The 25,799-nt window shown below is 66.9% G+C and carries 21 protein-coding genes and 1 pseudogene; 11 read left to right on the top strand and 11 right to left on the bottom strand.

All coding sequences use genetic code 11. The annotated features are described in order from the left end of the window. Nucleotides 1-427 (top strand): annotated as a pseudogene (locus DVH02_RS11850) (M6 family metalloprotease domain-containing protein); the annotation flags it as partial. 144 nt (nt 428-571) lie between these two features. On the opposite strand, the gene DVH02_RS35110 reads toward DVH02_RS11850, so the two are convergent. Both DVH02_RS35110 and DVH02_RS11840 read right to left on the bottom strand, forming a co-directional pair. Then, nucleotides 572-952 (bottom strand): acyl-CoA-like ligand-binding transcription factor, encoded by a 381-nt coding sequence (locus DVH02_RS35110; RefSeq protein ID WP_114623743.1) that lies wholly within the window; start codon nt 950-952, stop codon nt 572-574. 287 nt (nt 953-1,239) lie between these two features. Beyond that, entirely contained in the window at nt 1,240-2,772 is a 1,533-nt protein-coding gene (locus tag DVH02_RS11840) for an MFS transporter (protein ID WP_114623742.1), read from the bottom strand. 252 nt (nt 2,773-3,024) lie between these two features. On the opposite strand from DVH02_RS11840, the gene DVH02_RS11835 reads away from it, so the two are divergent. Beyond that, a complete protein-coding gene (locus tag DVH02_RS11835) occupies nt 3,025-3,744 on the top strand; it encodes a TetR/AcrR family transcriptional regulator (RefSeq protein ID WP_199566245.1) in 720 nt (239 codons plus the stop codon). A gap of 143 nt (nt 3,745-3,887) precedes the next feature. Here the strand turns inward: DVH02_RS11835 and DVH02_RS11830 are convergent, their stop codons facing one another. The 3 genes from DVH02_RS11830 to DVH02_RS11820 all read right to left on the bottom strand — a co-directional run bounded on the left by DVH02_RS11830 (nt 3,888) and on the right by DVH02_RS11820 (nt 6,447). Further along, on the bottom strand, nt 3,888-4,115 hold the full coding sequence (locus DVH02_RS11830) for a ferredoxin (protein ID WP_114623741.1): 228 nt from the start codon (nt 4,113-4,115) through the stop codon (nt 3,888-3,890). A 41-nt stretch (nt 4,116-4,156) separates the two neighbouring features. Beyond that, a complete protein-coding gene (locus tag DVH02_RS11825; protein WP_114623740.1) occupies nt 4,157-5,377 on the bottom strand; it encodes a cytochrome P450 in 1,221 nt (406 codons plus the stop codon). A gap of 347 nt (nt 5,378-5,724) precedes the next feature. Then, nucleotides 5,725-6,447: a TetR/AcrR family transcriptional regulator gene (locus DVH02_RS11820; RefSeq protein ID WP_114623739.1), complete on the bottom strand. Its 723-nt coding sequence runs from the start codon at nt 6,445-6,447 to the stop codon at nt 5,725-5,727. Nucleotides 6,448-6,604: 157 nt separating this feature from the next. On the opposite strand from DVH02_RS11820, the gene DVH02_RS11815 reads away from it, so the two are divergent. Further along, nucleotides 6,605-7,342, top strand: coding sequence for an SDR family oxidoreductase (locus DVH02_RS11815; RefSeq protein WP_114623738.1), 738 nt, complete (start codon nt 6,605-6,607; stop codon nt 7,340-7,342). A 177-nt stretch (nt 7,343-7,519) separates the two neighbouring features. Here the strand turns inward: DVH02_RS11815 and DVH02_RS11805 are convergent, their stop codons facing one another. Further along, nucleotides 7,520-8,446 (bottom strand): NADP-dependent oxidoreductase, encoded by a 927-nt coding sequence (locus DVH02_RS11805; protein WP_114623736.1) that lies wholly within the window; start codon nt 8,444-8,446, stop codon nt 7,520-7,522. A 76-nt stretch (nt 8,447-8,522) separates the two neighbouring features. Here DVH02_RS11805 and DVH02_RS11800 point away from each other — a divergent pair, with 76 nt between their 5' ends. The 3 genes from DVH02_RS11800 to DVH02_RS11790 all read left to right on the top strand — a co-directional run bounded on the left by DVH02_RS11800 (nt 8,523) and on the right by DVH02_RS11790 (nt 11,190). Continuing rightward, nucleotides 8,523-8,906, top strand: a complete 384-nt coding sequence (locus tag DVH02_RS11800) for a winged helix-turn-helix transcriptional regulator (protein WP_114623735.1) — start codon at nt 8,523-8,525, stop codon at nt 8,904-8,906. A gap of 151 nt (nt 8,907-9,057) precedes the next feature. Continuing rightward, entirely contained in the window at nt 9,058-10,284 is a 1,227-nt protein-coding gene (locus DVH02_RS11795) for an MFS transporter (protein WP_114623734.1), read from the top strand. 495 nt (nt 10,285-10,779) lie between these two features. After that, nucleotides 10,780-11,190 carry a hypothetical protein gene (locus DVH02_RS11790; protein ID WP_158575866.1) on the top strand — a complete coding sequence of 137 codons (411 nt, stop codon included), beginning with the start codon at nt 10,780-10,782 and terminating at the stop codon, nt 11,188-11,190. Nucleotides 11,191-11,735: 545 nt separating this feature from the next. On the opposite strand, the gene DVH02_RS11785 is transcribed toward DVH02_RS11790, so the two are convergent. Genes DVH02_RS11785 through DVH02_RS11770 form a run of 4 tightly spaced genes read right to left on the bottom strand, consistent with a single transcriptional unit; the run spans nt 11,736 to nt 16,495 of the window. After that, nucleotides 11,736-12,071, bottom strand: a complete 336-nt coding sequence (locus tag DVH02_RS11785; RefSeq protein ID WP_114623732.1) for a nucleoside triphosphate pyrophosphohydrolase — start codon at nt 12,069-12,071, stop codon at nt 11,736-11,738. A 22-nt stretch (nt 12,072-12,093) separates the two neighbouring features. Then, complete coding sequence (locus DVH02_RS11780) at nt 12,094-13,011, bottom strand: phospholipase D family protein (protein WP_114623731.1); 918 nt, start codon at nt 13,009-13,011, stop codon at nt 12,094-12,096. Then, a complete protein-coding gene (locus DVH02_RS11775; RefSeq protein WP_233518168.1) occupies nt 13,008-14,894 on the bottom strand; it encodes an ATP-binding protein in 1,887 nt (628 codons plus the stop codon). The genes DVH02_RS11780 and DVH02_RS11775 overlap by 4 nt, the downstream gene beginning before the upstream one ends. Beyond that, complete coding sequence (locus DVH02_RS11770) at nt 14,879-16,495, bottom strand: DEAD/DEAH box helicase (RefSeq protein WP_114623730.1); 1,617 nt, start codon at nt 16,493-16,495, stop codon at nt 14,879-14,881. The genes DVH02_RS11775 and DVH02_RS11770 overlap by 16 nt, the downstream gene beginning before the upstream one ends. 446 nt (nt 16,496-16,941) lie before the next feature. On the opposite strand from DVH02_RS11770, the gene DVH02_RS11765 reads away from it, so the two are divergent. From DVH02_RS11765 to DVH02_RS11750, 4 genes are read left to right on the top strand one after another with little or no spacing between them, the layout of a single operon-like run. Further along, nucleotides 16,942-18,087, top strand: coding sequence for a cysteine desulfurase family protein (locus DVH02_RS11765; RefSeq protein ID WP_233518167.1), 1,146 nt, complete (start codon nt 16,942-16,944; stop codon nt 18,085-18,087). 35 nt (nt 18,088-18,122) lie between these two features. After that, entirely contained in the window at nt 18,123-19,247 is a 1,125-nt protein-coding gene (locus tag DVH02_RS11760) for a DUF4007 family protein (protein ID WP_233518166.1), read from the top strand. Then, nucleotides 19,244-22,906: an ATP-binding protein gene (locus DVH02_RS11755; RefSeq protein ID WP_114623727.1), complete on the top strand. Its 3,663-nt coding sequence runs from the start codon at nt 19,244-19,246 to the stop codon at nt 22,904-22,906. The genes DVH02_RS11760 and DVH02_RS11755 overlap by 4 nt, the downstream gene beginning before the upstream one ends. Nucleotides 22,907-22,908: 2 nt before the next feature. Further along, nucleotides 22,909-23,745, top strand: a complete 837-nt coding sequence (locus tag DVH02_RS11750; RefSeq protein ID WP_114623726.1) for a phosphoadenosine phosphosulfate reductase family protein — start codon at nt 22,909-22,911, stop codon at nt 23,743-23,745. Nucleotides 23,746-23,869: 124 nt separating this feature from the next. On the opposite strand, the gene DVH02_RS11745 is transcribed toward DVH02_RS11750, so the two are convergent. Beyond that, entirely contained in the window at nt 23,870-24,067 is a 198-nt protein-coding gene (locus DVH02_RS11745; protein ID WP_147286042.1) for a helix-turn-helix domain-containing protein, read from the bottom strand. 574 nt (nt 24,068-24,641) lie between these two features. Between DVH02_RS11745 and DVH02_RS11740 the strand changes: the two genes are divergently transcribed. Further along, nucleotides 24,642-25,625, top strand: a complete 984-nt coding sequence (locus tag DVH02_RS11740) for a hypothetical protein (protein WP_114623724.1) — start codon at nt 24,642-24,644, stop codon at nt 25,623-25,625. Nucleotides 25,626-25,799 lie beyond the last annotated feature (174 nt).

Raw genomic sequence — 25,799 nt, 5'->3', positions numbered from 1 at the left:
GTGGAAGCTCGGCTGGCTCGACGACGAACAGATCGGCTGCGCCTCCGCGCACGGCAGCAGCGACTTCCTGCTCTCCCCGCTGGCGACCACCGGCGGACCCAAGATCGCCTTCGTGCCCGTCTCCAAGGAGTCGGGGTACGCGGTGGAGGTACGGACGAGGGCGGGCAACGACGAGGCCATCTGCCGGCCCGGCGTGCTGATCTACCGGGTCGACGCGGGCGTCGACACCGGCCGGGGTCCGGTCACGGTCTCGGACAGCAAGGAGAACAGCGGCGGCTGCACACGGCGGCCCAACGTGCACGCGGAGCTGTCGGACGCACCGTACGAGCCGGGCCAGACCTTCGTGGACAAGGGCAACGGCATCCGGATCTCGGTGCTCTCGCAGGAGCCGGACGACACCTTCGCGGTGCGCGTGACGAGGTCCTGAACCGCGCTAGTGGGGGGAGGCGGGGAGGTGACCGTCGGGCCCGTAGCGCCCTACGGCCCCACGGAGCCAAGGACCACAGGTCTACGGAGCCACGTACCGCGGAGCTACAAAGAACTACGGGCCACGGAACTACAGACCACGGAGCTACGGGAGCGTGAGCGCGGCGAAGGCTTCGTCGAGGAGGCCGACAAGGTCCGACTCCCCCTCGGACACGAGCCAGTGGTCCAGGGCGATGTTCAGGCACTCCAGCGCCGCCGCGGCCTTCACCGACAGCGCCACCGTCCCGGCGCGCGGCGGGTCCGCGCGGTCGGCCAGGGCCCGGACCAGCAGGGGGCGCCAGCTGTGCTGCTTCTCGCGCTGTCGGCTGCACAGGGCCGGAGTGCTCATGATGAGGCGCGTCGTGGCGAGTGCCTCGGCCGGATCCTGGTGGTACGAGCCGATGACGACATCCAGTGAACGCCGCAGCGCCGTCCAGTCGGCCCACCCGGGCGCAGCCCAGGCACCACACGGGCACCATCCGGGCACAGCCCCTTGAGACCGGGGCCGCCATGGCGGTATCGGCCCCGCACTCGCCCGACCCGTGGGGACGGGGAACGGCGAGAGCCTTGAGCCCGGCGGCGAGCACTCTCTGCTCGCCGCCGGGCTCAACGGCGTTCTTCGACGCCTGCGACGGCGCGCTACGGCCTGTGACGGCCCGCGCGGGACGGTTGGCGCGGTCCGTACCGTCAGTGCGGCCGGTCGGCGTGGCCGGGGTCGGTGCGACCAGGGTCAGTACGACCGGGGTCAGTGCGACCGGCCTGCTCGGGACTTCGTCAGTTGCTCACCGCGACGGACCCGGCATCGGTCCCGGTCTTGGTCCCGGTCTCGGTCCCGGTCCCGGTCCCGGTCTCGGTCTTGGTCCCGGCCTCGGCTCCGGCTCCGGGCTTCGCCGGGTGCCGTGCGTCGTCCTGCCCCGGCGGCGGAGCGGGGATGAAGGCGGCGATGATCGCGGAGACCAGGGCGAGGCAGCCGCCGATGAGCAGACCGGTCCGGAAGCCGTTCTCGGAGGTGAAGGTGAAACCGCCGACGGTGGTGGTCATCTGGGCGAGGACGACGCCGACGACAGCGGCGCCGATCGAGGTGCCCAGGGAACGCATCAGCGTGTTGAAGCCGTTGGCGGCGCCTGTCTCGGCGACGGGTACCGCGCCCATGATCAGCGCGGGCATGGCGCCGTACGCGAGGGCGACACCGCTGTTGACGATCATGACGGCGACCATGAGACCCGGCGCCGTGCCGCTCAGCAGCAGCGAGACACCGTAACCCGCGGCCAGCACGAGCGCTCCGCAGACGAGCGTGAACTTCGGGCCGCGCGCGTTGGTGAGCCTGCCTCCGACCGGGGAGACGATCATCATCATCAGGCCGCCGGGCAGCAGCCACAGACCGGCCGCCAGCATGCTCTGGCCCAGGCCGTACCCCGTGGCCGCGGGGAACTGGAGCAGCTGCGGCACGACGAGCATGCTGGCGTACATGCCGAAGCCGATGAACACGGAGGCGAGGTTGGTCAGCAGGACCCTCGGGCGGACGGTGGTCCGCAGATCCACCAGCGGGTCGGTGGTGCGCCACTCGAACCAGCCCCAGGCGACCAGGACCACGGCAGCCGCCACGAACAGGCCGAGGATCGTGCCCGAACCCCAGCCCCAGTCGGCCCCCTTGGACACCGCGAGCAGCAGGCAGACCAGGCCCACGCCCAGACCGAGCGCGCCGAGGACGTCGAAGCGCTGGCCCTTGCCCGCCGCGGGGACATCGGGGATCAGCGCGTAGATGAGCATCGCGACGGCGGCGGCCAGGACGGCGGATCCCCAGAACAGGAAGCGCCAGTTGGTGTACTGGGCGACGGCCGCCGCGATCGGCAGGCCGAGACCGCCGCCGATGCCCATGGAGGCGCTGACCAGGGCGATGGACGAGCTGAGCTTCTCGGGGGCGACGACGTCGCGCAGGAGGGCGATGCCCAGCGGGACCATGCCCATCCCGATGCCCTGGAGCCCCCGGCCGACGATCATGGGGACCACGGAGCTGGACAGGGCGCAGACGACCGATCCGGCGATCAGCGGCACCGAACACACCAGGAGCATGCGGCGCTTGCCGACCAGGTCGCCGAGGCGGCCCGTGATCGGGACGCACACACCGGCGACCAGGAGGGTGGCCGTGACGACCCACGCCGAGTTGGAGGCGGAGGTGTGGAGGATCTTCGGCAGATCGGCGAGCAGCGGGGTGACGAGCGTCTGCATGATCGCGGCGGTGACGCCTGCGAGTGCCAGCGTGGCGACCACTCTGCCGGATCGGTCGGCCGTGGGCGGATGGGGCATGGAGGTTCCTCGGGTGGATTCGGGAGGGAGGCGTGGCGTCGCGGACCGCCGTGGGGCGGCTCGGATGTCGCGTGCGGCGGGCCGCGTGCGGCGGGCCGCGTGCGGCGGGCATCAGGGGCGCGTCGGCGCGCGTTGGCGCGTCGGCACAAATATTTCAGTCAATCGCTTCAATTAAGGGCCAACTATCAGTTCAAGGCCGATGAGGTGTCAACTTGAAGGGAGTGGCAACTATCACTTGCTATCGTCGGCTTTGTGTCTACTGATTCCTCCGGACCCGCTCGCACCGGGTCCGATCCGGCCGGACCCCCTTCGACCGGATCCGATTCGGCCGGATCCGATTCAGCCGGGTCCGATTCGGCCGGATCCGGCTTCTCCCGGCCGCTGCGCGCCGATGCCGCGCGCAACTCGGAGAAGATCGTCAGGGCCGCCCGCGAGATCTACGCCGAGCGCGGGCCCGACGCCATGCTGGACGAGGTGGCGCGACGGGCCGGTGTGGGGATCGCGACGCTGTACCGCCGCTTCCCCGACAAGGGCGCCCTGTTGCGGGCCGTGCTGAACCAGCAGTTCGCGGAGCGGGTCGAGCCCGCTCTCGGCCGGGCCCTGGAGGACGCCGACCCGCGCCACGGCCTGGCCGTGGCGATGGAGGCCGCGCTGTCGTCCGCCGCGGGCGAGTACAACGTGCTGATCGCCGCGCGGAAGACGGGGGTGCTGACGAGCGGGATCGGAGACCGCTTCTTCGACGCCCTGGACCCCCTGGTCGAGCGCGGCCAGCGCTCCGGGGTGATCCGCGAGGACCTCGTACCGCAGGACGTACGCAGGATCATGACCATGCTCGTCAGCGTGCTGTGGACGATGGAACCCGGGCAGGACGGCTGGCAGCGCTACGTGACGCTGGTGCTGGACGGCCTCGCCCCGGCCGCCGCCAGCACGTTGCCGTATCCCGCGCCCGAGCTGCGGCGGCGCGAGAGCTGAGCAGGAGACCGTTCCCTGCGAAGGCGGACTGTTCGGCGGAGACCGGCTGTTCGGCGGGGGCGGACCCGTTCGGCGGAGACGGACCGTTCGGCGGGGGCGGCCGCCCCGACCCCGTCCCTCGTACCGCCTCCGCCGACAGTCCTCTAGCGATCCGCGGGTTCGAGGGGTTCCGCGGGTTCCTGGGGTACGGAGATGGCCGCGCCCGGACACATGGCGGCCGCCTGCCGAGCCCTGCCGCGCACCGGGGGCGCGGGAGTGGCGTCGAGGACGACGACCTTCCCGTCCTCTTCGCTCTGGTCGAACACCTCGGGCGCGGTCATGACGCACTGCCCGGACGCGACGCACCTGGCCCGGTCGGCTTCCACCCGCACAGCGGCTCCTTCCCGGTCGGCTGCCTGGTGGGCGGGGGGCCTCACCACAGGACGGGTACGGTGCTGACGCCGCCGGTCAGACGCTCGGAGTGCTCGCGCAGGGTGCGCGGGTCGACCTCCAGGCGCAGGCCGGGGAAGCGGCGGAAAAGCGCGGTGAAGGCGATGCGCATCTCCGTACGCGCCAAGGCGTTGCCGATGCAGTAGTGGCCGCCGTGGCCGAAGGCCAGATGCGCGTTGGGGGTGCGCTCCGGGGCGAAGGCGTCAGGATCGGCGAACGCCTCCCCGTCCCGGTTGGCGGCGTTGATCGCGACGAGGACGGCGTCCCCGCGCGCGACGGTGACCGCGCCGACCCGTGCGTCCTCCCGGGCGTACCGCATGAGGCCGAGCCCGCCGGGGGCGGTGATGCGGAGGATCTCCTCCACGGTCGACTGGACCAGCCCCTCGGGATCGGCGGCGAAGCGGTCGCGCCGGGCGGGATCGCTCAGCAGGAACAGGGTGCCCATGTCGATGCGGGCCGAGGTCGTCTCATGGCCGGCGAACAGCAGACCGGCGGCGAGCCGGGTCATGTCGTCTTCAGTGAAGGAGGGGTCCTCCGCCTGGACGGCGAGGATGTCGGTGACGACGTCCTGCCCCGGCCGGTCCCGTTTGGTCGCGGCGAGCCGTCCCATGTAGGTCTGGAAGTCCGCCATCGCCCGCTGGGCGTCGCCCCCGCCGTCGAGGACGCCGATGCGCTCGGACCAGTCGCGCAGCAAGTCGCGGTCGGACGCCGGTACGCCGAGCAGTTCGCAGATCACCTGCACCGGCAGCGGGAAGGACAGCAGGTCGTGCAGGTTGACCGCGGTGTGCGGGTCGCGGGCGCGGGCGTGCTCCATCTCGTCGAGGCAGCGCTCCGTCAGCTCCTCGATCCGGCCCGACAGCCGCCGCATGCGCGGAGCGGAGAACGCGGGCGTGAGGACCTTGCGCATCCGAGCGTGCTCGCGCTCCTCGTCCTCGAAGCTGCCGGTGGGCCCGGACTGGATCGCGGCCGACGAGATCTTGGACGCGGTCTCGGGGGCGGGGTGGGCCTTGCCGAAGCGGCGGTCCCCCAGGACCTCGCGGGCCTCGTCGTACGCCGTCACCAGCCAGGCCGGGTCACCGGCCGGCGTCGTGACGAGCGCGATCGGCCCCTGCTCGCGCAGCCGGCCGAGCAGGGGGGCGAGGTCCAGGGGGTTGGGGCGGTCGAAGGGCAGTCGCGGTGCGGAGGTGGGGGCGGGGGCGGTCATGAGTCTCTCCTCGCTGGCCAGGTGCCACGGAACGAATGTGCCCGCTGCTCGCACCACCGGTCGGCTCGCGACCGGCGGCACGGTTCGCGGATCCGGAGGGGACCGCGAACCCCCGGACGACCATTGCGCCTGCCCCATGAACCGACCTCCACAGGTGACACCCGACGGAGCCGACAACTAAACGATACTCAGCTATCTATTATTCGGAGCGTAACATCACCGATACCCAGCCAGCGGGTACGGGAGGTCCATTCCGGCCACGTGGCGGCGCCGACGACGGCGCCGGACACCGACGACACGTCCGGGCCCGAACTCCGTGACGAGCTTCACGAGCCACGCGGCACGGACTACGGAGCGGACTCCCCTGCCACAGTCGGGGAAGTCCGCGTGGCGAGCCGCGACAGCAGTTCATCGAGCAGGAGACGTTCACCGGGGGTGAGTTCGGTCGGCGCGTGGTCGAGGACCGCCGCCAGGGCCGTCGCGCGCGGAGCGGGCTCGGCGACATCGGCGGGTACGTCGGCGACGATGCCCGCGATCACGGATTCGCGCAGGCGCACCGACAGGCCGGGCTCATGAGCCTCAGCCGGTGAGCCCAGCAGTGACAGCGTGGCGCCCAGCGCGGCCGCGTGCGTCATCTCGGCGGCCAGCGGGACGGGCACAGCGAGTTTCCCGGCCTCCGCGATGCGCTGGATCAGTCCGCGCAGGATGTCCAGGGCGGATTTCGCGGCAGGGATCGGCGCCTCCGGCCGCGCCCCACCGAACATGATCAGGTAGTGCCCCGGGTTCTCCAGGCCGAATCCCACGTGCAGATCCCACCCCGCGCGCAGGTCGTCGACGGGGTCCGCATGCCGCTTCAGTTCCGACTTGTCGGCGAGGTACCGCTCGAAACCATCCGCCGCGACAGCCTTGAACAGACCGTCCATATCGCCGAACAGCCGGTAGAGAGTGGGCGCTTGAATGCCGGATCCGGCACACACCGCACGGGTGGTGACCGCCGAGGGACCGCCGTCGGCGAGCAGCCGCGACGCCACCTCGATCACGCGCCGTCTGGTCTCGTCCCTCGATGGCATACCGAGACGCTAACGCACAGGCATTAGCGGCGCCAACGCCCGTGACGGGATCCTGAAATCGACGCTAACAAAAATCCGGTAGCGCATGCTTGACAGGTGCCCCCACTAACGCGATGCTGGTATCACCGCTAACGCAAGCGCCAACGAGAGGTGGACCATGAGCAACGATTCCCAGCGTGTCGCGATCGTCACCGGCGGTTCCGGCGGCATCGGTTCCAGTGCCGCCCGGCGCCTGGCCGCGGACGGCTTCGCGGTCGTCGTGCACTATGCGCGCCATGCCGCACCGGCCGAGGAGGTCGTCGAGGGGATCCGCGCGGCCGGCGGTGTGGCCTCGGCTTTCGGCGCCGACATCGCCGAGGAGCCCGAGGCGGCGGCCCTCTTCCAGCACGCCAAGGACGAGTACGGCCATGTCGACGTGGTCGTGCACTCGGCGGGCATCATGCCGCTCGCGCCGATCGCCACCATGGACCTGGACACCTTCGACCGGATCATGCGGACCAATCTGCGCGGGACCTTCGTGGTCGACCGCCTCGCCGCCCAGCACATCCGTACCGGCGGCGCGATCATCAACTTCTCCACGACCGTGACCAAGCTGCAGATGCCCACGTACGGCGCCTATGCCGCCTCCAAGGGGGGCGTCGAGGCCCTGACCCTGATCCTCGCCCGCGAACTGCGCGGCCGTGACATCACGGTCAACGCCGTCGCGCCCGGCCCGACCGCCACACCGCTCTTCTTCGAGGGCAAGAGCCAGGAACTCACCGAGAACATCGCGCGGGCCAATCCGATGGAGCGCCTCGGCACCCCGGAGGACATCTCCGAGGTCGTCGCGTTCCTGGCCGGCCCCGGCCGATGGGTCAACGGTCAGGTCCTGTACGCCAACGGCGGTATGGCATGACCCTTCCTCTCCCGCACCCCGCCGTCGCCGCTGTCCCCACGGACCGAACTCACGGAAGTCACGAAACCCACGGAAGTCACGGACTCACGGAGCCCCGCAGATCCCACGGAACCCACAGAACCGGCAGAACCGGCAGAACCCACAGAACCCGCAGAACCTTCAGAGCCCACGACGGGATCAGACGGTGAGGACGAGCTTGCCCTGAAGATGACCGCTTTCGAGCAGCCGGTGCGCGTCGGTGACACGCTCGAACGGGAACGTCTCCTGGACGTGGACCCGGAGCCTGCCCCGTTCGACGAGTTCGACGAGACCTCGCAGGGCGACCGGATCGGGGTCGACCGCAATGCCGCTGAAGCGCCTGCCGGCCGCCTCGTACGTGGCGACGAGCCGCACGTCCTCCTCGGCCACCGCCGTCACCAGGTGACCGCCAGGACGGAGCACTTCGAGCGACCGCGCGGCGGTGTCGCCGCCGATCGTGTCGAGCACGACATCGATGTCACCGACCGCCCCGGTGAAGTCGACCGCCGTGTAGTCGATCACCTCGTCGGCACCGAGCCCCTCGACGAACTCCCGCTTGCTTCCGCTGGCGGTCGCGATCACGTGCGCCCCGAGCGCCTTCGCGATCTGGATCGCTACGTGGCCGACCCCGCCACCACCGCCGTGGACCAGGACGCGGTCGCCCTCGGTCACGCCGCCGAGGTCGACGAGGCCCTGCCAAGCCGTCAGCCCGACGACCGGCAGCGCCGACGCCTCGACGTGCGAGAGGGACGCCGGCTTGCGCACCAGGTGCAGCGCCGGCGCCGAGACGACCTCGGCGTACGCGCTCGCCGCCCGCGGGAACAGCGGCATCCCGAACACCTCGTCGCCGGGCCTCCATCGCCACGTCCGCGCCTCCTCGACCACGCCGCTGATGTCCCACCCGAGGACGAACGGCGGCCGGCCGATCAGCGGGAACCCACCGGCGCGCAGGAGCGCCTCCAGCGGGTTCAGCCCGATCGCCTTGACGCGGACGAGAACCTCGGTCGGGAGGGGCCGGGGCTCGGGCGCGTCCACGATGGTGAGCACCTCGGGACCGCCGAACGCCTGCTGGGTGATGGCTCGCATGACTCTCCTGACTTTGGAAGGGGGGAGAAAATCCAGGCTATGTTTCCGACAGGAACCGGCAGGTACCTTTGGCGCCATGAGCGGATTCGGTCCCGGTGATCCCTTTCTCGCCGACTGTCCGGCGCGTCTGACAGTCGAACTCATCGCCGACAAGTGGACGGCGGTCGTGCTCTACGGCCTCAGCGAAGGCCCGGTACGCCATGGCGAGCTGATCCAGCTGATCGGCGGCATCTCCCGCAAGATGCTCACCCAGACGCTCCGACGGCTGGAGGCGCACGGACTCATCCGCCGCCACGCCTACGCCGAGGTGCCGCCTCGCGTCGAGTACGAACTCACCCCGCTCGGGGCGACGCTGATCGATCCGATCCGCATGCTCACCGAGTGGGCGAGGACGAACGGCGACGCGGTGCTCGACGCGCTCGACTCCGGTCCCCCCGAGCCGGTCGCCCGTAACGGCTGAGGCCCCCATCGGCATAAATCCCGGCAGCGCTCACCTCAGTTTCAAGGGAGCCAGGGACAAGGCGACGGGGTCACCCGGCCTTCCCCCCCCTGGGCTGCCCAAATGCCCGACCAAGGAGCTTCTGTGCGCTGACGGTGAACCTGGAGGACGGATGACAACGGAGAAGCCGACGAATTGGCGTGGTGTGGCCGTGGTCGGCGCGCTCATGCTGGGTGCGTTCGCCTTCAACACCACTGAGAATCTGCCGATCGGCATCCTCAAGCTGATCTCGGACGACCTCGGCCGGTCGCTGTCGGCCATCGGTCTGCTGGTGTCCGGATATGGCCTCACCGTGGCCGTCATCTCGGTGCCGATCGCCAAGGTGACCCGCTCCGTCCCGCGCCGCCTCGTCCTCTGTGCCCTGCTGGCCGCGCTGTTCCTGGCGAGCCTCGTGGCGGCCACGGTCCCGTCCTACTGGGCGCTGCTGGCCGGCCGCGTGGTCACCGCGGTGGCCCAGGCCCTGTTCTGGGCGGTGATGGGACCGGTCGCGGTCGGCCTGTTCCCCCCGCGCGTCCGGGGGCGCGTCATCGGAGCGCTGTCCGTGGGCGGTTCGCTCGCCCTCGTGGTGGGGGTGCCCGGCGGCACCTGGCTGGGCCACCACACGAGTTGGCAGCTCCCGTTCCTGGTGGTCGGCGCGCTCGCCATCCCCTCCCTGATCGTGATCGCCACGGCGCTGCCGACGTCCCACCCGGAAGAGGGCCACGCCGCGCGCGGTGTCGCGCCGGACACCCGCCGCTTCGCGGTCGTGCTGGCCGTCACCGCGCTGACCGTCACCGGAGCCTTCGCCGCGTACACCTACATCTCCAACTTCCTCGTGGACGAGGCCGGGTTCGCCGAGTCCACCGTCAGCACACTGCTCCTCGTCCTCGGCGTCACCGGCATCGTCGGCGTCGCGGTGTACGGGCAGCTCCTCGACCGCTTCCCCCGGGCGACCCTGACCCTGCCCGTGACGACGCAGACGGTGGCGCTGCTCGGCCTGTACACGGCGGGCACGTCACAGACCGTGGCAGTCATCATGCTCATGTTCCTGGGCGCCTCGCTGGGGCCCGTCTTCATGGCCACGCAGAGCCGCGTCATGCACGTCGCACCGGGCCGCACGGAAACGGCCGCGGCCGCGAACAGCGCCGCCTACAACTCCGGCGTGGCCGCGGGCGCCCTCGCGGGCAGCCTGCTGCTCCCCCTCTTCGGCGCACGCGGCACCTTCCTGGTCGGCGGCCTGCTGACGGCCGCCGCACTGCTGCTCCTGCTCGAAGAGCAATTCCTGTCCCGGGGCCGCGAGGCACGGTGGACGGGCCTCGGTGGAGCGCGGAAGGGCGGCGGCATGATCGTCGGCCTCTGATCCCACCCCGCCCCCGACGGACGGATCACCCCCCGCGAAGCAACCGGACGCAACCCCTCAACGCCGAATCCGCTACCCTGTTCACGTCAGGCGGTCAACCGCCCCGCACCTGGTAAAGCTGCCGCTCCGGCGCAGTCCGCGCCGGTCAACGGGTACAGCCGTCTCGCCTTCGTCCTTCGTCGCCTTCGTTCGCCTTCGTGGGATCTGTTGGAAATTACGTCGCCGCAGGTCACGCTCTGTGTGCTGGGAGTCCTGCGAACGCGGTTCGTGACTTTTCCTAACGCTTTTCCAGGTTTGCGCAGGTCAACGTGATCCAGTACCCGCCTCACAGCTGGCACGAACGGAATCAGTAAGCAAGGGGCCCAACTCGCTAGAGGTACCCCCATTCGAACCTCCCGACTTGCTATACAAGTAGCAACAGCTGAGTCTTCAGTCATGCCCGAATGCACCACGCCTTGGCTCCCGTGGCCCCGTCTTGATCGCCCCTGTTACCTGTTGCTCCTGGACGAGCAGCAGAGGCTCATGCTGTGCGGCGGATGCTGCGGCGGCTGGACCGTTCCACAGATTCGGATGACGAACGGCGCTGATTTTCGCGCGACAGCGACAGCATTCCTCACCAAGGAGTTCGGGCTGCTCGCGCCCCGTTTCGGCCCCGTCTACGGGAGGCGCCACACGGAGTACACCGAGGATTGGGAGTTCGCCCGCGTGACGGCCACCCGCGTCTTCGTCATCCACATTAGCAACGCGGAGGGCGACCGGCTCGAGGAACGCTCAGCCACCCACGCTCGCTGGACTCTGGAATACCTGCGTAAGCGCAGGCGTGAGGTCTTCCCCGAGGGGGTGGTCACGCTCACGACGGGGTACATCGAGGGCTGGCTCCCCAATGGCCCTATCTCGCTCTTCTGAGGGGTTCTCCCCTACCAGGCCACGAGGATCCTCCCGGTACGAGACCAGGTGTAGCTCCGCAGATATCGTGCAGCGCTTGACCAGAGATCACGCAGAGTGGATTGTCAGTGCCCGCTTGCACCTTGGCCAGCATGACTAAACCTGAAGCCCGGGGCGATGCCTCGCGCCGGACCGCGGTCGAAGGCGAGCTGCGTCGCCTCGGAGAGAGCACCGTCTGCAGCGGACCCACCACCGGCCGCCCGCTCCCCGATCAGGTCAGCGAGATCCACTTCGAGAAGGTGACCTTCACGTACCCCGGCACCGCCTCGGAACCTGCCCTGTCCGGCGTCGACGTCACCATTCCCACCGGCTCGATCATCTCGACGACACCACCAGAGCCTTCCCTCACCAGGACGGCAGCCTCACACCGTCCAACAACGGCCAGCCGCAGGCGCGCTGACGCGGCGCCCCGCAAAACGACTGGGGCGGCTTGTAGATCATGATCTCCAAGCCGCCCCAACACCGCTGCGGTACCCACACGTCCCACCTGGCGAAGGCGGACTCGCCTACCGCCGACCGCTGCCGTTCTCCACGTCTGTCCACATGATCCGCCCCTCAAAGCCACCACGTTCGGCGGCCTTTTCCGCACGGCGGCGTTCAAGATCTTCCAGCGTCATGCCCAGATCCCGCGCAAGCGCGTGAACCACTTCGAGCACGTCGGCGAGCTCCTCCTTGGAATGCTCTTCCTCGGCCTCAAGGAACTCACCAACCTCCTCACTCAACTTGTCACGCAACCGCTTCCGATACTCCGGCGCACCGGCGACGTATGTGGCAGGCTCCTCCCCGTTCCGCCGGATGATCTCCGGAATCCTGTCCCGTACGAGCTTCACCATCGTACTCATCAGTGGCGCTCCGCCTTCTGGATCATCGAAACTCTCGCCCCGGCCTGATCTCCCAGGGCCCAGTCGAGACGATCCTGACCTCATCGAAATACTTCAGCCACTCAGCGATGTTCTCCGCCGCACGCTGAGCGACTTCCTCCCCGCAGCCGTCCGCTTCTAGGATCGACTGCTCAAGGTCCACCTGGTTGAGGCTGCCTTTCCTCGCGAGCGCGGCAACCTCTGGTAGCCCGTACAAACAGGTCCGTACGGCCCGTGAGAAGGCTGTCTCGTCAAGACCGGGCGGTACGTCGAGATGGGCAAGGTCCCGTACAACTCCAGCAAGAATCTCGCTCGGGAAGTCGCACTTCAGCCCGCGATAGACCCTGTAGAGACGTTGTGGCGTCCGAGTCTCTGGACGCCACAACGTGCGGATCGACTCCGCCTCATCTGCGATGACGACAACCTGAGGACGGTCTTCATCGCCAGCCAGCAGATTCGCCTGCTCACGAAGTCTCCGACCCATCTCGGCATCCGCAGGCACCGCCGATTGCTGGATCTGTTCGAGAACGGATTGCACCTCCGGGTGCTCGACAGGAACCTCTACGAGCAGCTCGAGGTTCTTCGGGATCCTCCGCCCTGTTGCACGTCCCGTGAGGTTGGCTGACCCCACGAGGCAGCGTTCGTCCGCCACATACACCTTCGCGTGTAGGTCGTGGCAAAGCACGATAGAGACTCGAGGATCCCGCTCTGCGATCTCCGCGATCTCCGGATCTGAGACGCCTGCCGCAATCTCCATGACCCCCCAGCGGGTCACACAAAGCAGTTCGACGTCTCGGTCACCGAGGGCGGCAACTGCCGCAGCGAACACTTCCTTCTTGATGAAGGGAGCTACCAGCACCACGCGTTCGCGTGCCGAGCTCAGCAACTCATGTAGCTGTCCCCAGACGTGGTCCGGTCTCACTCATCGTCCTCTTCATCAACAGTGAAGAACTCTCGGGCCATGCGACCCCAGTCCTGTCGGAAGCTCTTGATGCGATCCTTGGTGATCGGTTTCGTCGTCTCGTCCTCGAAGCGCGCCCAGGAGAACAGCAGCAGCTTGAAGGCGCTCGAGGCTCGCTCCAGACGGTCCTTGAGTTCGCTCGGGCTGGAGTCCTCCTGGTACTCGTCATCCAGGACTTCCACCAGGTCGTCATAGACGGGGTGATCCATGTTCAACGAGACCTGGAGTACGCCCCCGTAGTACTTGATGTTGAAGAACGCTGGCGAGTCAGGGGCGTGGCTAGTGATCAGGCGAACGTGTCGGTTCTGCGCCATAGTCTCGGCAACGATGCGCTCTGCATCGCGTGGCGTGTAGTCGTACTGCTTGACCAAGTCATCGATCTGTTCCCGCCGGCTTTCCTCGACCGTCTTCTGGTTCTCCAGCAAGTCCGTCTCGCTCGGTCCGGCTTCCTCTCGCCGACGCCGCACGGCCTGCTCAGCCTGTTTCTCAGCTGACTCATGGCGACTTCGGGCCTTACGCGTACCGCGCGTCTGCTGCTTGAGTTCATCCCTGAGCAGCTTGAGGAGCTTGTCCCGTACATGGAAGACGATCTCCATCAGCGGGACACGGCCGTCACCTTCCTCCTTCAGTAGCTCCTTGAACTCCAGCTGGGTGAGCCCCTCCCCTTCCTCCGTCCAGTCGAAGTGTGAGAGGGCCGTGAACTTTGTGGCTGACTGCTTGTTGTTCGTGACGCCGAAGATTTCGTCGAGCTGAGGCGGGAAGTCGATCTCGATCCCCCACCACCGTTCAACCGGGTCGTACGTACTGGTCCATCCGTTGTCTAGATCAAGCTCCCGGTCCGCCCGCATGAGCGAAATTCCGAGATTCCGCGCCGCGTGCTTGCCCCAGGAAGTTCGGCCGGGGTCCAGAGTGGGAGTCACGTCATCTGGCCAAGGCTCCTCCTCAATGTCCGAGCGCCGAGCCGCATCCCTAGCGATCGAGGCGCGGACCTTGACCGGGTACGTCTTCCCGTCCACCCCCTTGACCATGAACTGTTCGACGCCGATCTCCCCTGTCGACCCCGCGCCGATCGGCTGGAACATCGGCTTCACGTCGAAAGGTGCAGGGGCCGACGAGCGTGGGGTCAGGTACAGCGGATCATTAGGGAGGGCATCAGCTGCCCCAGGGAGTTCGTCCCAGCCGTGGACCGGCACGAGACGGATCCTGCACCGCCCATCCGTGATGTACCTGCGGTAGATGCGGCCAATGAGCCACTCAGTGTGCTTGAGGGTTGCGTCGGTCCCGATCCATTGGACTCGGTCGAGATCGGTCCAGAGAACCAAGGTGCCGGACGCCCCAAGCCCCTGGCTGAGCTTCTGCCATTCCTGAGGAACAGGGTTCTGCACCGGCTCCGGCACCTGTGCATCGGTGCCCTCGATCCGGTGCAGATCGAGGTATGTGTGCAGGGCGTTCTCGGGTCCGTTCTGCCACGACCAGACATCTACACGGGTGCACTGGGACATGCTGGAGTTGGGGAGGCCGACACCAAAACGCCCTATGCCCTTACGCTCCTGTCGGCTACCGACCCCGAAGCGCAGCGACTTCCGCAGGGTTTCCCTGTCCATCCCGGTGCCGTTGTCCATCACCGCGATCTTCGCGATTGGGTAGCGCGATCGCTCAGTGGGCCGCTTCGTCGCTTCAACGGCGAAGAGCTCGACGACGTCCCCCTGCGCTTCGATGCCGTTGTCGATGAGCTCGGCGATCGCATGCGCGGTGGATTTGTACCCGCTGTCACGCATCGCCTTGACCGTCATGTCCGCGCTGACAATCGGGTAGCTCTCGACATCGATCATCTGCTGCTCCACACGTCCTCCCAGTTGGTAAACGCATCTGCTACATCGCCAAACCCCGGAAGCTCAGGGTCAATTACGGTTACGACCTCGCACGTTGAGGTTCCGCCAGCCTTCGGCCCGCGGATCACCCTCCCCACCATCTGGCTATACAACACCAAGGACGTTGTAGGACGTGCGACTACGGCAGCACTGGCGGCCGGAGCATCAAATCCAGTAGTGAGTACGCCAAAGTTTGAGAGCACCATGGGGCGGTTCGACTTCCCCTTGAAGCGAGCGATCACCTTCGCCCTGTGCTGCTTCGATGAATCGGCGGTCACCTGCTCCGCGTCGAGGCCGAGCGCGGCCAACGTGGACACCAACAGCCGGCTGTGCTCCACCGATGCGGCGAAGAGAAGGATCCTCGTGTGCTCCTTCGAAAGCTCGAGGACGGTCCGCACGACTTGCAGGTTCCACTGCGCATTCGTTGACAGCTCCGTCAGAACCCCTTCGGGAACGTCGAACGCATCCGCGAGCGCATGCCGGTCGTTCCTGCTCAGTTTCATACCGGAGTTGGCAGCTACGGTGCGGAATGTGGGGCGCGCCAGGTAGCCGTCCTCGATCAAGGCGCTGACCGGGTTGTCATGCCCCTCTATCTCCAGCATGACCTTGTGCTGAGCGAAGTACTCCGAGAGTCGCCTGTCCTCGTCGATGTTCGCCCAGGTGCGCCCCGGGGTTGCGGTCAGCCCCAACAAACTCGAGTCACGGCGAAGGGTCAGCGCATCTGTGACCCTGCGGTACGTCGGCGCAATAGCCTGATGCGCCTCGTCGAAGACAGTCAAGGTCGCCTTGAGGGCCAACCGGTCGAGGAAGTCCCGGTCCCTCTTGATCGCTGCCACCGCCTTGTCGAGCCCAAGGACGACGATTCCGTCGGTGACGCCTGTCAGATCGGGTGTTGCGTCTCCCCACATGCGTGCCACGTGGACATCCCTGTTCCCCAAGGACGCCCATGCCCGTTCGAACTCCGAAGCAGCCTGCTCCAGAAGTTCACTTCCTCGCGCCAGCCATACGACGAGAGTGGGCTCGTGTGCACGCAAATGATCGCTGATCATATTCATCGCGGTCCGGGTCTTGCCCACCCCTGTTGGGAGGTGGAGTACGACCCTCCGTTCATCTGCGTACAGCCGCTCATGGGCCCGTGTAGCCGCGCGACGCTGATGAGAGAAGAGGGCGTAGCCCGCTTTCGCTGTGCCCCGGAACGCAGGAGGGGCCTTTGGCGCCCGCTCGACAATCAGGCCGAGAAATCCCAGAAGGATCTGCCTCTGCCCTGCCACCCATTCGCATTTTTCCAGAAACGCTGAAGCTGGGCCGCTTTTATTCCACCCCAGCCTCTCTGCAAGCTCACCCTCCTTACCCGCGGGCAAATATTCCAGAAAACTCTTTCGCCGATCAGAGTCGGACAACACTTGTTCGGGCGAGACCGCAGCCGCTGCTACGGATCGGAGCATGGGCTCGTCGGCGGTACCTCCGCTCAGGAGGTCAAGGAGCGTGCACGCCTCCTCGCCGAGGAGCCCGCGCACGTATCCAAGGGGGGCTACATCAAGGACGCGCGCGAACGCGACGCCGGGTGAGCTCATTCCGCCTCCGCCCTCTCGCACCTCAGGTGAGGCGCCTCAGCGCCTCGCACGTCCTCACCGCGCACTTTCCGTCCTTCCGTCACGTAACACTGTCAGATCTCCGCTGTTTCCGTGACTCCGATCACGACGTGCGGTTAACAGTAGGGCCGACCACTGACAACGGGCCGAAGAATGTGCATCCGTGGCTCGCTGAGTGTACGTACGCCCTGATCAGACGCCTGTGAACAAAGAGGAGCACTCTTCGGAAGGGGATGCTCACGCACCGCTCACGCCTGCCCTTCCTGCGGCGCGGCAATCCCACTCGGCTCGAAGATTCGCTAGGATCCCAGAGCACTCCTGGTGGAACATGAGCTACCGGTCGCGAAGACTCACCAGGAGCAACATAAGGAGCGAATCACGTCGAGTGGGGGCATTCAATGGAACTAGGCACAAATGAGACGCAGTCTGTGTACCTCGACTACAACGCCACCGCCCCCATGCGCCCGGCGGCACTCAAAGCCATGGAAGAGGCGCTCCACTCCGTGGGGAACGCCTCCAGCATCCACCATCAAGGCCGCGACGCCGCAGGCAGGGTCGACCAATCCCGCCGGTTTCTCGCAGACCTACTGAACTGCTCCGCCAGCGAGATCATCTTCACCTCCGGTGCCACAGAGGCCAATAATCTTGCCCTGCAAGCTGCTTACGCCGAGGGCGGGTTGATCGTCACTTCGGCCGTCGAGCATCCGGCTGTCCTGGAGGTGGCACGGGCACTGACGAGTGAGATTCCGGGCTCCTTGAGCGTCCTGCCAGTTGACCGTCTGGGGCAGATCGACTTGGAGGCGTTCACTGAGTCACTCCAGCGGTACGACGTGACTCTCGTCTCCCTCATGCTCGCTAACAACGAGACCGGCGTGATCACGGATTTGCGACCTGTAGTCGAGGCCGCCCACGCTGTCGGTGCACTGGTTCACACGGACGCGACGCAGTATGTCGGCAAGCTGCCCGTCGACCTGGAGGAGCTCGACGTAGACCTGCTGTCGCTGTCGGCCCACAAGTTCGGAGGGCCGCAAGGCGTCGGGGCGCTATTCATCCGTCGCGGCATCCGGCTTTCACAGCGCCCCCTGGTCTTCGGCGGCGGTCATGAGCGTGGATGGCGAGCAGGCACGCTCAATGTGCCCGGCATCGTCGGCCTGGGGGCGGCTGCCGAGGCCGCGAACCACCGTCTCCTCGACGAAGCCTCGCGCATCGCCAAGCTGCGCGACCTCCTGGAGGGAGAGCTGCTCGCCCGACTCCCCGGCAGCTACGTCAACAGTTCCCGAGCCCCTCGACTGCCCGGCGTCGCGAGCATCACGTTCCCCGGCGCCCCTGCCGACGCGATTCTGGCCTCAATGCCTGGCGTCGCCGCGTCCGACGGCAGCGCCTGCTCCGCAGGTGCTCCCAGTCCGAGTCATGTCCTCGTCGCCATGGGGCTCAGCCGGGAAGACGCCGACGCCACGATCCGATTCTCGTTGGGGCACTCCACCACAGAGCAGGAAATCCGCCGCGCCGTTGTCGCCGCAGTCCGAGCAGTAACACACGTACAAGCGCTCATGAACGCCACCGCCGGCCCTTGACCGGACCTCCAAAGACCTTTTACCCACTCCTTTAAATGAAGGGCTCGACCGTAATGCCAGAAGGACGCCTCTCCGACGTTGTCGGACTCAAATTCAACCGCCACGAAAGCTTCCCCCCTCGTTTCGGCTGGCTGCACAAGGCGTACCTTCAGGTCAAGAAGGATGAAATGCTCTTCCATGCTCCGGACGCGTTGGTGCGTCTCGGCGTCGGTAAGAACATGGTCTATTCAATGCGGTACTGGTCGCAGGCATTCAAACTCACTCATGAGTACAACAGCGCCGAGAACCAGTCGCGGTCGCTCGCGGCCGCGCCGACCTGGCGGGCCCGTTGGCTCCTGGACGAGGACGGTGCCGACCCCTATCTAGAGGACACCGGCAGTCTGTGGCTGTTGCACTGGTGGCTCGTCTCTGGTGACAAGGACGCCCGGTGCCTCGCGCCGAGTTGGTACGTGATGTTCCACCTCGCCCCGCTTGCCCGGGTCACCGTCGAGGAGATGACCACACTCATCACCCGCGAAGTGCACAGCAGCTTCCCGCGCGAGAAGTGGCCGGCAGCGGAGTCCATCACCCGTGACGCCGAGTGCTTCATCAAGATGTACGCCCCGGACCCCGACGCGAACCCGCTCTCTCCGGGCAGCTTCGAGGACTCTCTCCTCTGCCCCTTCCGTGAGCTCGGCCTGCTGGAGTACCAGGGAGGGCGCGGCAAAGAACGGACATACCGCTTCACCAGTGGAATCCGCCCCAGCCTCCCGCCCCGTGTCCTCGTACATGCCTGCCTGGACTACGCAGCGCGTTTCTCCCGCAAGCCGGACTCCATCTCACTGGCACGGCTCGCCAGCGAACCCGGAGCACCCGGACGCGCCTTCCACATGCGCGAGCCGGAGCTCTCCCGATCGATCGAAGCCTTTGTCGAGAGCCACCCGCAACTGGAGATCGTGGAGTCGCTCGGCCAGCGGAGCCTGCGCTTCGCGGACAACCCCGAGGCCCTCGCATGGGAAGTCCTCGATGAGCAGTACGGCCATGTGCGCGAGCGCGATGGTTTCCCGACGCCTGCAGAGTGGGCGCTGCAGAAGCCCGGCCTGAAGAAGACCACGGACGACGCTGAGGCCACGCAGGGGCTGTTCCCCCAGCGGGCTGACATGAACGAGGAGCTCGCGTGACCACGGCGACCCAGCCTTCCCCGCGCACCAAATCGCAGAGCACTGGTGCGCAGATCCCTTCGGGGATCAGCTTCGTTGGTACGGAGTTCCGCTCCACCAATCTGGAGCGCGATGTCCAGGACTCCGACCTGCACTCTCCGTATGTAGGCGTCCGCGCCCAGGACGTACTGGAGCGAGTGGGAAGCGCCCTGCGCGACCCCAAGCGTTCCCGCGCATGGTCCTTCACGGGACCGTACGGTTCCGGCAAGTCGACGCTCGCGAACCTGATCGACGCCTTCCTTGGGCACGATGCGAAGCGCGGCAGTGCTGCTTACGAGGCAGTCTCTGCGACTCACAACGCACTGGCGCAGGAAATCGCTGAGACCCGGAAGGCGCTCACCGGCGACGGCTTCCTGGGTGCGGTCACCACCGCGCGCCGTGAGCCCTTGGCTGTCACGATCCATCGGGCTCTGCAGACCGCGGTGGAACGCAAGTGGAAGAAGCGCGTTCCGAAGGACGTATCCGCCGTTATGAGCGCCTGCGCTGAGACGGACGTACCGACATCGGACAGCTTGCTAGACGCCGTCACCCTGCTGTGCGGCAAGGCGCCGCTGTTGCTGATCATCGACGAATTCGGCAAGACGCTGGAGCACCTGGTCTCGGCAGAAGAGAGCGGAGATGCAGGGAGCGATGTCTTCCTCCTCCAGCTGCTTGCGGAAAAGGGCGCTGGCGCCAGGGGTCTTCCGCTCTTCATCTTCACCCTCCAGCACCTGGCGTTCACTGACTACGCCTCACGGGCAAGCTCGGCCCAGACCCAAGAATGGGCCAAGATCCAGGGGCGTTTCGAGGACGTCACCTTCGCGCCCAACCTCGGCGACGCGGCCTATCTCCTCCAGCGAAAGCTGAACCACGCGGGGGTGTCGAAGCAGAACCGCAAGATGATCGAAGCCCAGGCGCAGGCCGCTCACGGCATCTGGCATGAGCAGTCGCTGCACTCGGTGGTCGACATCTCCGTCGAGTCGTTTGCCAACCTGTATCCCCTGCACCCGCTCACGGCCTTCGCCGCTCCGCTCATGGCATCGCAGATCGGTCAGAACGACCGTAGCCTCAGCGGCTTCCTGGTCAACGATGAGCCGTTCACTGTGCGGCGCAGTCTGGACACCTTCGCTGACGCATCGCCGGAGCGCGCCTCTACCCTCCGCATCCCCCAGCTGTACGACTTCTTCTTTTCTGCGGGGCGCACGACGATCCTCGCCTCATCGAAGGCGAGCCGGTGGCTGGAGATCGATGCTCGCTTGGAGGAGGCCCACGGTCTTCCGGAGGAGGACCAAGAGCTCCTCAAGGCCATCGGCGTCCTGAATCTCATCGATGCGGACGGTCTGCTCCGGGCTACCCCCGCGATGATCCAGTTCGCACTGAACGACCCCCTCGATGCCACCAATGTCGAGCGCTTCAAGCAGATGCAGAAGCGACTGGACAAGTTGGTGAAGGACGGGCTCGTCGTTCACCGGTCATACAGCAACGAGTACCGGATCTGGCAAGGCACCGATGTCGATATCGACGCCCGGGTACGTGAGATCGCCTCTCAGCTCCAGCCCGACGACGTTGTCCGCTACTTCAACAAGCACCTCGGCACCAACGTCCTTCCGAACGCGGTCGCAGCTGGCGCGCACAGTCAGCTCACCGGCATGCAGCGCCACTTCGTGACGGCGGTCAGCCACCAGACGGTGAAACTACGTGGCCCGAAGATCGTGCAGGACTCGGCGGACGGGATGCTCGTCTTCCACCTCGGCGACCTAACAAGCACGCCTCGAGTGGACTCCCCACTTCCGGTCGTGGTCGGACTGACCAAGAATCCGCAGACAGTGCTGGCCGCCGGCACCACTCTCGTCGCGCTTCAGGACCTGATGGGCGACGAAGAGCTTGATCACGTCGCCCGCCGCGAGATCAACGAACGAGCCGGAGAGTTCTCCCAGCAGATCACCGCGTTGCTTGCCGAGGCGTTCCGACCCGGTAGCGATGAGTCGAGCTGGTACCTCTGGACGAGCGGCGAGGAAACCGACGGCGAGCCCGCTCAGGAGCTCAGAGCGCGCAGTTACGCAGGGCTCGTCTCCGAGGCATGCAACGTGGTCTACCACCAGACCCCGCATGTCAGGAACGAGATGGTGGGGCGCCACCAGCTCACAAGCAACGCAGCTCGAACGCGTCGCGAAGTCCTCACAGCGATGATTGAGAAGACCGGGTTGCCGCGTCTCGGCTGGCCCGAGGACAAGTTCCCTGCGGAGCGCGCCCTTTACGACGGAGTCGTAGAGCATCTGGGCCTGCACCGCGCAGCCGGAGAGGTCAGCGGCGGAACGAGCTCCGGCGGTACCATCCACACCCACGGCATGGCACGCCCGACCGCCGAGGCGAACGCGAGCGTCATGCCTGTGTGGGAGGCGCTCGAGGAAGCCCTGAACGAGGCCACGGAGCCGACGCCTATCGTCGACATCTACGAGCGCCTCATGGCCGCTCCGTACGGTGTGAAGGCCGGTGTAGTTCCGATCTTGGTGGTCGCCGGGCTCATCCTGCGCGGCAACGATGTGGCGCTCTTCGAGGAGGGCAACTACTGCCCTCGCCTCACAGCCGCCCTTGTGGAACGCCTCAACGTTCCTTATCCGGAACGCTTCACCGTCAAGTCAACCCCCGTCGACCGCGGTCAGCGTCGCGCTGTGCTCGATGGCCTCGTGGAGTCGCTGGACGTCGACATTCCCCGCAGCCGCGCGAACCGTAACCCGGCCCTACTCGCGGTCACCCGTGGGATGCTGGAACGAGTCATGGTCCTGGACCAGTACTCGCTCAAGACGCGTCGGCTCAACGAGGACACCCTCGTAGTCCGGAACGTACTCTCCAGCGCTACCGACCCGGACATGCTCGTCTTCGAAGAACTGCCCGAGGCGCTCGGCTTCGAGCCGATCACTCCGGGAGCCAAGAAGGACCCGGAAGCAGCCGAGGCGTTCATTTCGCGTCTCACTTCTGCCCTGGGTGACCTCACTGACGCGAGTGAGAATCTGCGGCGGTACGTGGTGGAGACCTTGGCGAAGGAGTTCAGGCTTCCGGCAGCCAGCACACAGGAGCTCCGCACCGGACTCGCCGAACGTCTGCAAGGCTTCGCCGACGCTTCTCTCGAAGTCAGCCTCCACGGCTTCGTGACCCGCGTGACGAACGAGATGCTCCCTGACGACGACTGGCTCGGCACAGTTGTCGTGCAGCTCGTCAACCAGGCCCTCGGGGACTGGACCGACCGCGACATGGATCTCTTCCCCCGCGTCGTACGGGACAGGGCACGCGCTCTCGACCGGGTGAGCCACCTTTACAGCATCTCGGAATCCGAGGAGGCAGAGGAAGTGGAGACGGAAGAGTCGGTCGCCACACTTCCCGTGACGACCGCGAAGTGCGCGAAGCCGAAGCGGCGACAGATCGATACGCACCTGCTGACGCTCACCACACCTCAGGGGAACGAGGAGCGCACGCTCATCCACGTCCCCAAGAGCTCGCGGAATGCCGCAGACACGCTCGTTGTCAGTGTCATCAGGCAAGCTGAGGAAGCGTTGGGCCCGGACGGCGCGCGCATCCTGCTCGCCGCGCTGGCTGAGCGCCTGTCCGAACAGGACAGCGCCACATCCGAGAGGAAGAAGTAGCCGTGACAGACACCGACGGTACGAGCAGCAAGAAGCGCCACGTACTCGGGATCTCGGGGGGTAAGGATTCCTCGTCCCTCGCGATCTACATGCGCGACCGGGTACCGGAGATGGAGTACTTCTTCTGCGACACCGGGGCCGAGCTGCCCGAGACCTACGAATACCTGAACCGTCTCGAAGGCGCTCTCGGCAAGCCCATCGCACGGCTCAACTCCTCCCGCGACTTCGATCACTGGCTGGAGGTCTACCAAGGGACGCTGCCCAGCCCCCAGATGCGCTGGTGCACGAAGAACCTGAAGATCAGGCCCCTCGAAGAGTGGATCGGTGACGACGAGGCCATCTCGTACGTGGCGATCCGCGCCGACGAGAACCGTCTGGGTTACGTGAGCACCAAGCCCAACATCACGGCAGTCTTCCCCTTCCGCGAAGACGGGATCGACCGCGCGGGCGTTGACCGCATCCTCGAAGAGGCTGGCATCGGCCTCCCCGGCTATTACGAGTGGCGCACCCGGTCCGGCTGCTACTTCTGCTTCTTCCAGCGGAAGCACGAGTGGGTGGGTCTCAAGGACCGGCACCCTGAGCTCTACGAGAAGGCGGTCGCCTACGAGGACAAGCTCAAGCACCAGGACACGGCCATGCAGGGCCGTAAGTACACCTGGTCGCAGGGTGAGTCGCTGGGCGAACTGATAGAACGCCGCGACGAGATCGAGGCCAAGCACGAGGCGGCCCTTGACCGCGCGGCCAAGCGCGTGAAGCCGAACCGTCCGCTGCTGGAGATCCTCTCGGACGCACTGGATGAGGACGACGACTCGGCCGCCTGCGCGGTCTGTCACCTTTAATCATGTTTCATCCGATGCCTGGCTCGCAGGACTCCCTGCGGGTCAGGCATCTTTCGTTCGTTCGCGATCAATTGTCAGGCCCCCTGTCACACCGGTTCAGCCAAGGTTTCTGAGCGGGGGAGCTTCACCCCTCTTCTCCACCGGGGGACAGGTCCACGAGCGCGGCCAGATCCCAGTCCACGTGCCGGGGCCACAGCATGACACCGAGCGCGCCCTCTAGTTCGACCACGGTCATGATGTCGGCCCAGACCGCCCCCTTGAGCACATTGGTGATCACCTGGCGGTTGACGCCGCTCCTGCCGGCGAGGGCGTTCGCACTCATCCTCTGATCGACCATCGCGCGGGCCAGCCCGGCGGCGATGGCCTGGGCAACGAGCGCGCTGCGGTGCGGCCGCATCACTGCTTCGGGCCATTCGCCGCTGACCACGTATGCGTACGGACTCTGGGCACGTCTCGTTCCTCCAGCCACCGGGTAAGTGTGACGGATCAGTGCACCGGATGCCGCCGCACCCCGCACATGCTACTCATATAGCAAGCCTGAATAGCCACCACCGAGCGCAAGGACTTGAGAGTTGCCTGCCCGCGAACGCTTCGACGTTCCAGCTCAGCCCTGCATCAGACACCGGAGCGCTGGCCTCCCGCACCCCCGAGGGCTGGCGCAGCCACCCCGGCCCGCGCCAGGTTCCGCACCCCCAGTCCGGCTCCGCCAGGCCACCCAGGCCGTTCCTCCGATGTACCCAGAGGAGGGGTTACAACAAGCCTTGCGCATCAAAACAGCACTGCTGGCGCCGAGTTGACGGCTTGCAAGATCTCCCGTTCGCCTGCAGCGCTCGGATGCCGTGTTCTACGCTGCGCACGCGTCACCTGTCACACCGGCACCGCATCGGGAGGAAGTCATGGGGAGCACCCGCCAGCGCTCGACACGCGAGGAGCCCGCCAAGCACCTCCCGCACGACCGCGTCCCTCTGCCCGCCCATCTCCAGCTACTGCCAGCCATCGGGCGTTTCCCCGGCCGGTTCCCCGTCCAGGAACTGACGGAGGCGACGGGGCTGAGCTCGTGGGTCGTTGGGCTCGCGATGAAGTTCTACTGCGCGTGCGGACTGGCCCGGAAGGTTTCCTCCCGGGGCCTCTACGAGCCCTCTGAGACCGCCCGGGAGATCTCCGCCGCGTGGGACAAGGCCCCGGAAGAGGGTGCCCACGCCCTGCGAGATGCCTGGCGGAAGCAGTGGTTCGCTGGTGCGGCGCGCCAGCGCAGTCTTGAGCACCCGGCCACCCGGGCTGCACTGCGCCAGCGATTCCTCGCGCTCGCCAAGGTTCCCGGGTACGAGAAGAACGTCGACCGGCTCCTGGACCTGATGGTGGAGCTCGGGTTCCTGGTGGAGGAGCCGGAGGGCTTCTTCCAGTGGTACGAGGGAGCCAATTCCGCTTCCGCCAACGGGGAAGCTCCGACCACCGGTTCTGACGGCCACGAGGGCCGCGCTCCGCAGGAGGAGGGCCAGGAGCACGCTGCGTCCGAAGACGACGAGGAACAGTCCGTTCCCGGGCCCCGACAGAGCGAGGAGAACACGACCGGCGCGGGCTTCGGCCAGGACGCGGGACAGCTGCTGTCCCGCCGGCTCGGCATGGGCGAGGCTTGGCACTTGGACGCCGACGAAGCCACCGCCCTCCACCACCACGTGACCGGTCTGCTCACCGTGCTGTCCGCCCTACACACCCGCGCAGCCGCCGACGGCACTCCCTTGAAGCCCGAGCTGACCGCCCCGCTGTGGTCCCTGGCCGAGATCGCGGCCATGGACCGGGCCGAATGGCTCGACACCCACCGCCTCATCCAGCAGCTCGGCGCGACCACGCCGCTGCGGAAGGAGTCCACGACGAACTGAGAGACCAGGGGGCCCGGAGACGTTCTCTCCCGACCAAGGATCCGCGCCTCGGGCCCCCTTCCACCGCAACCCGACCGTTTCCCCGCGGGCTCACGCCCGCGAGAAAGGGGGCTTCGGTATGCCCTCACCCATGGCGAGAGCCACCGCCCACCGTAGCGCGGCCCACCCGCCGCC

It is taken from the genome of Streptomyces corynorhini, assembly GCF_003346515.1.
Lineage (GTDB): Bacteria > Actinomycetota > Actinomycetes > Streptomycetales > Streptomycetaceae > Streptomyces > Streptomyces corynorhini.
The sequence above is the reverse complement of the archived record's forward strand: the minus strand, read 5'-3'. Positions and strand labels throughout refer to the sequence as shown.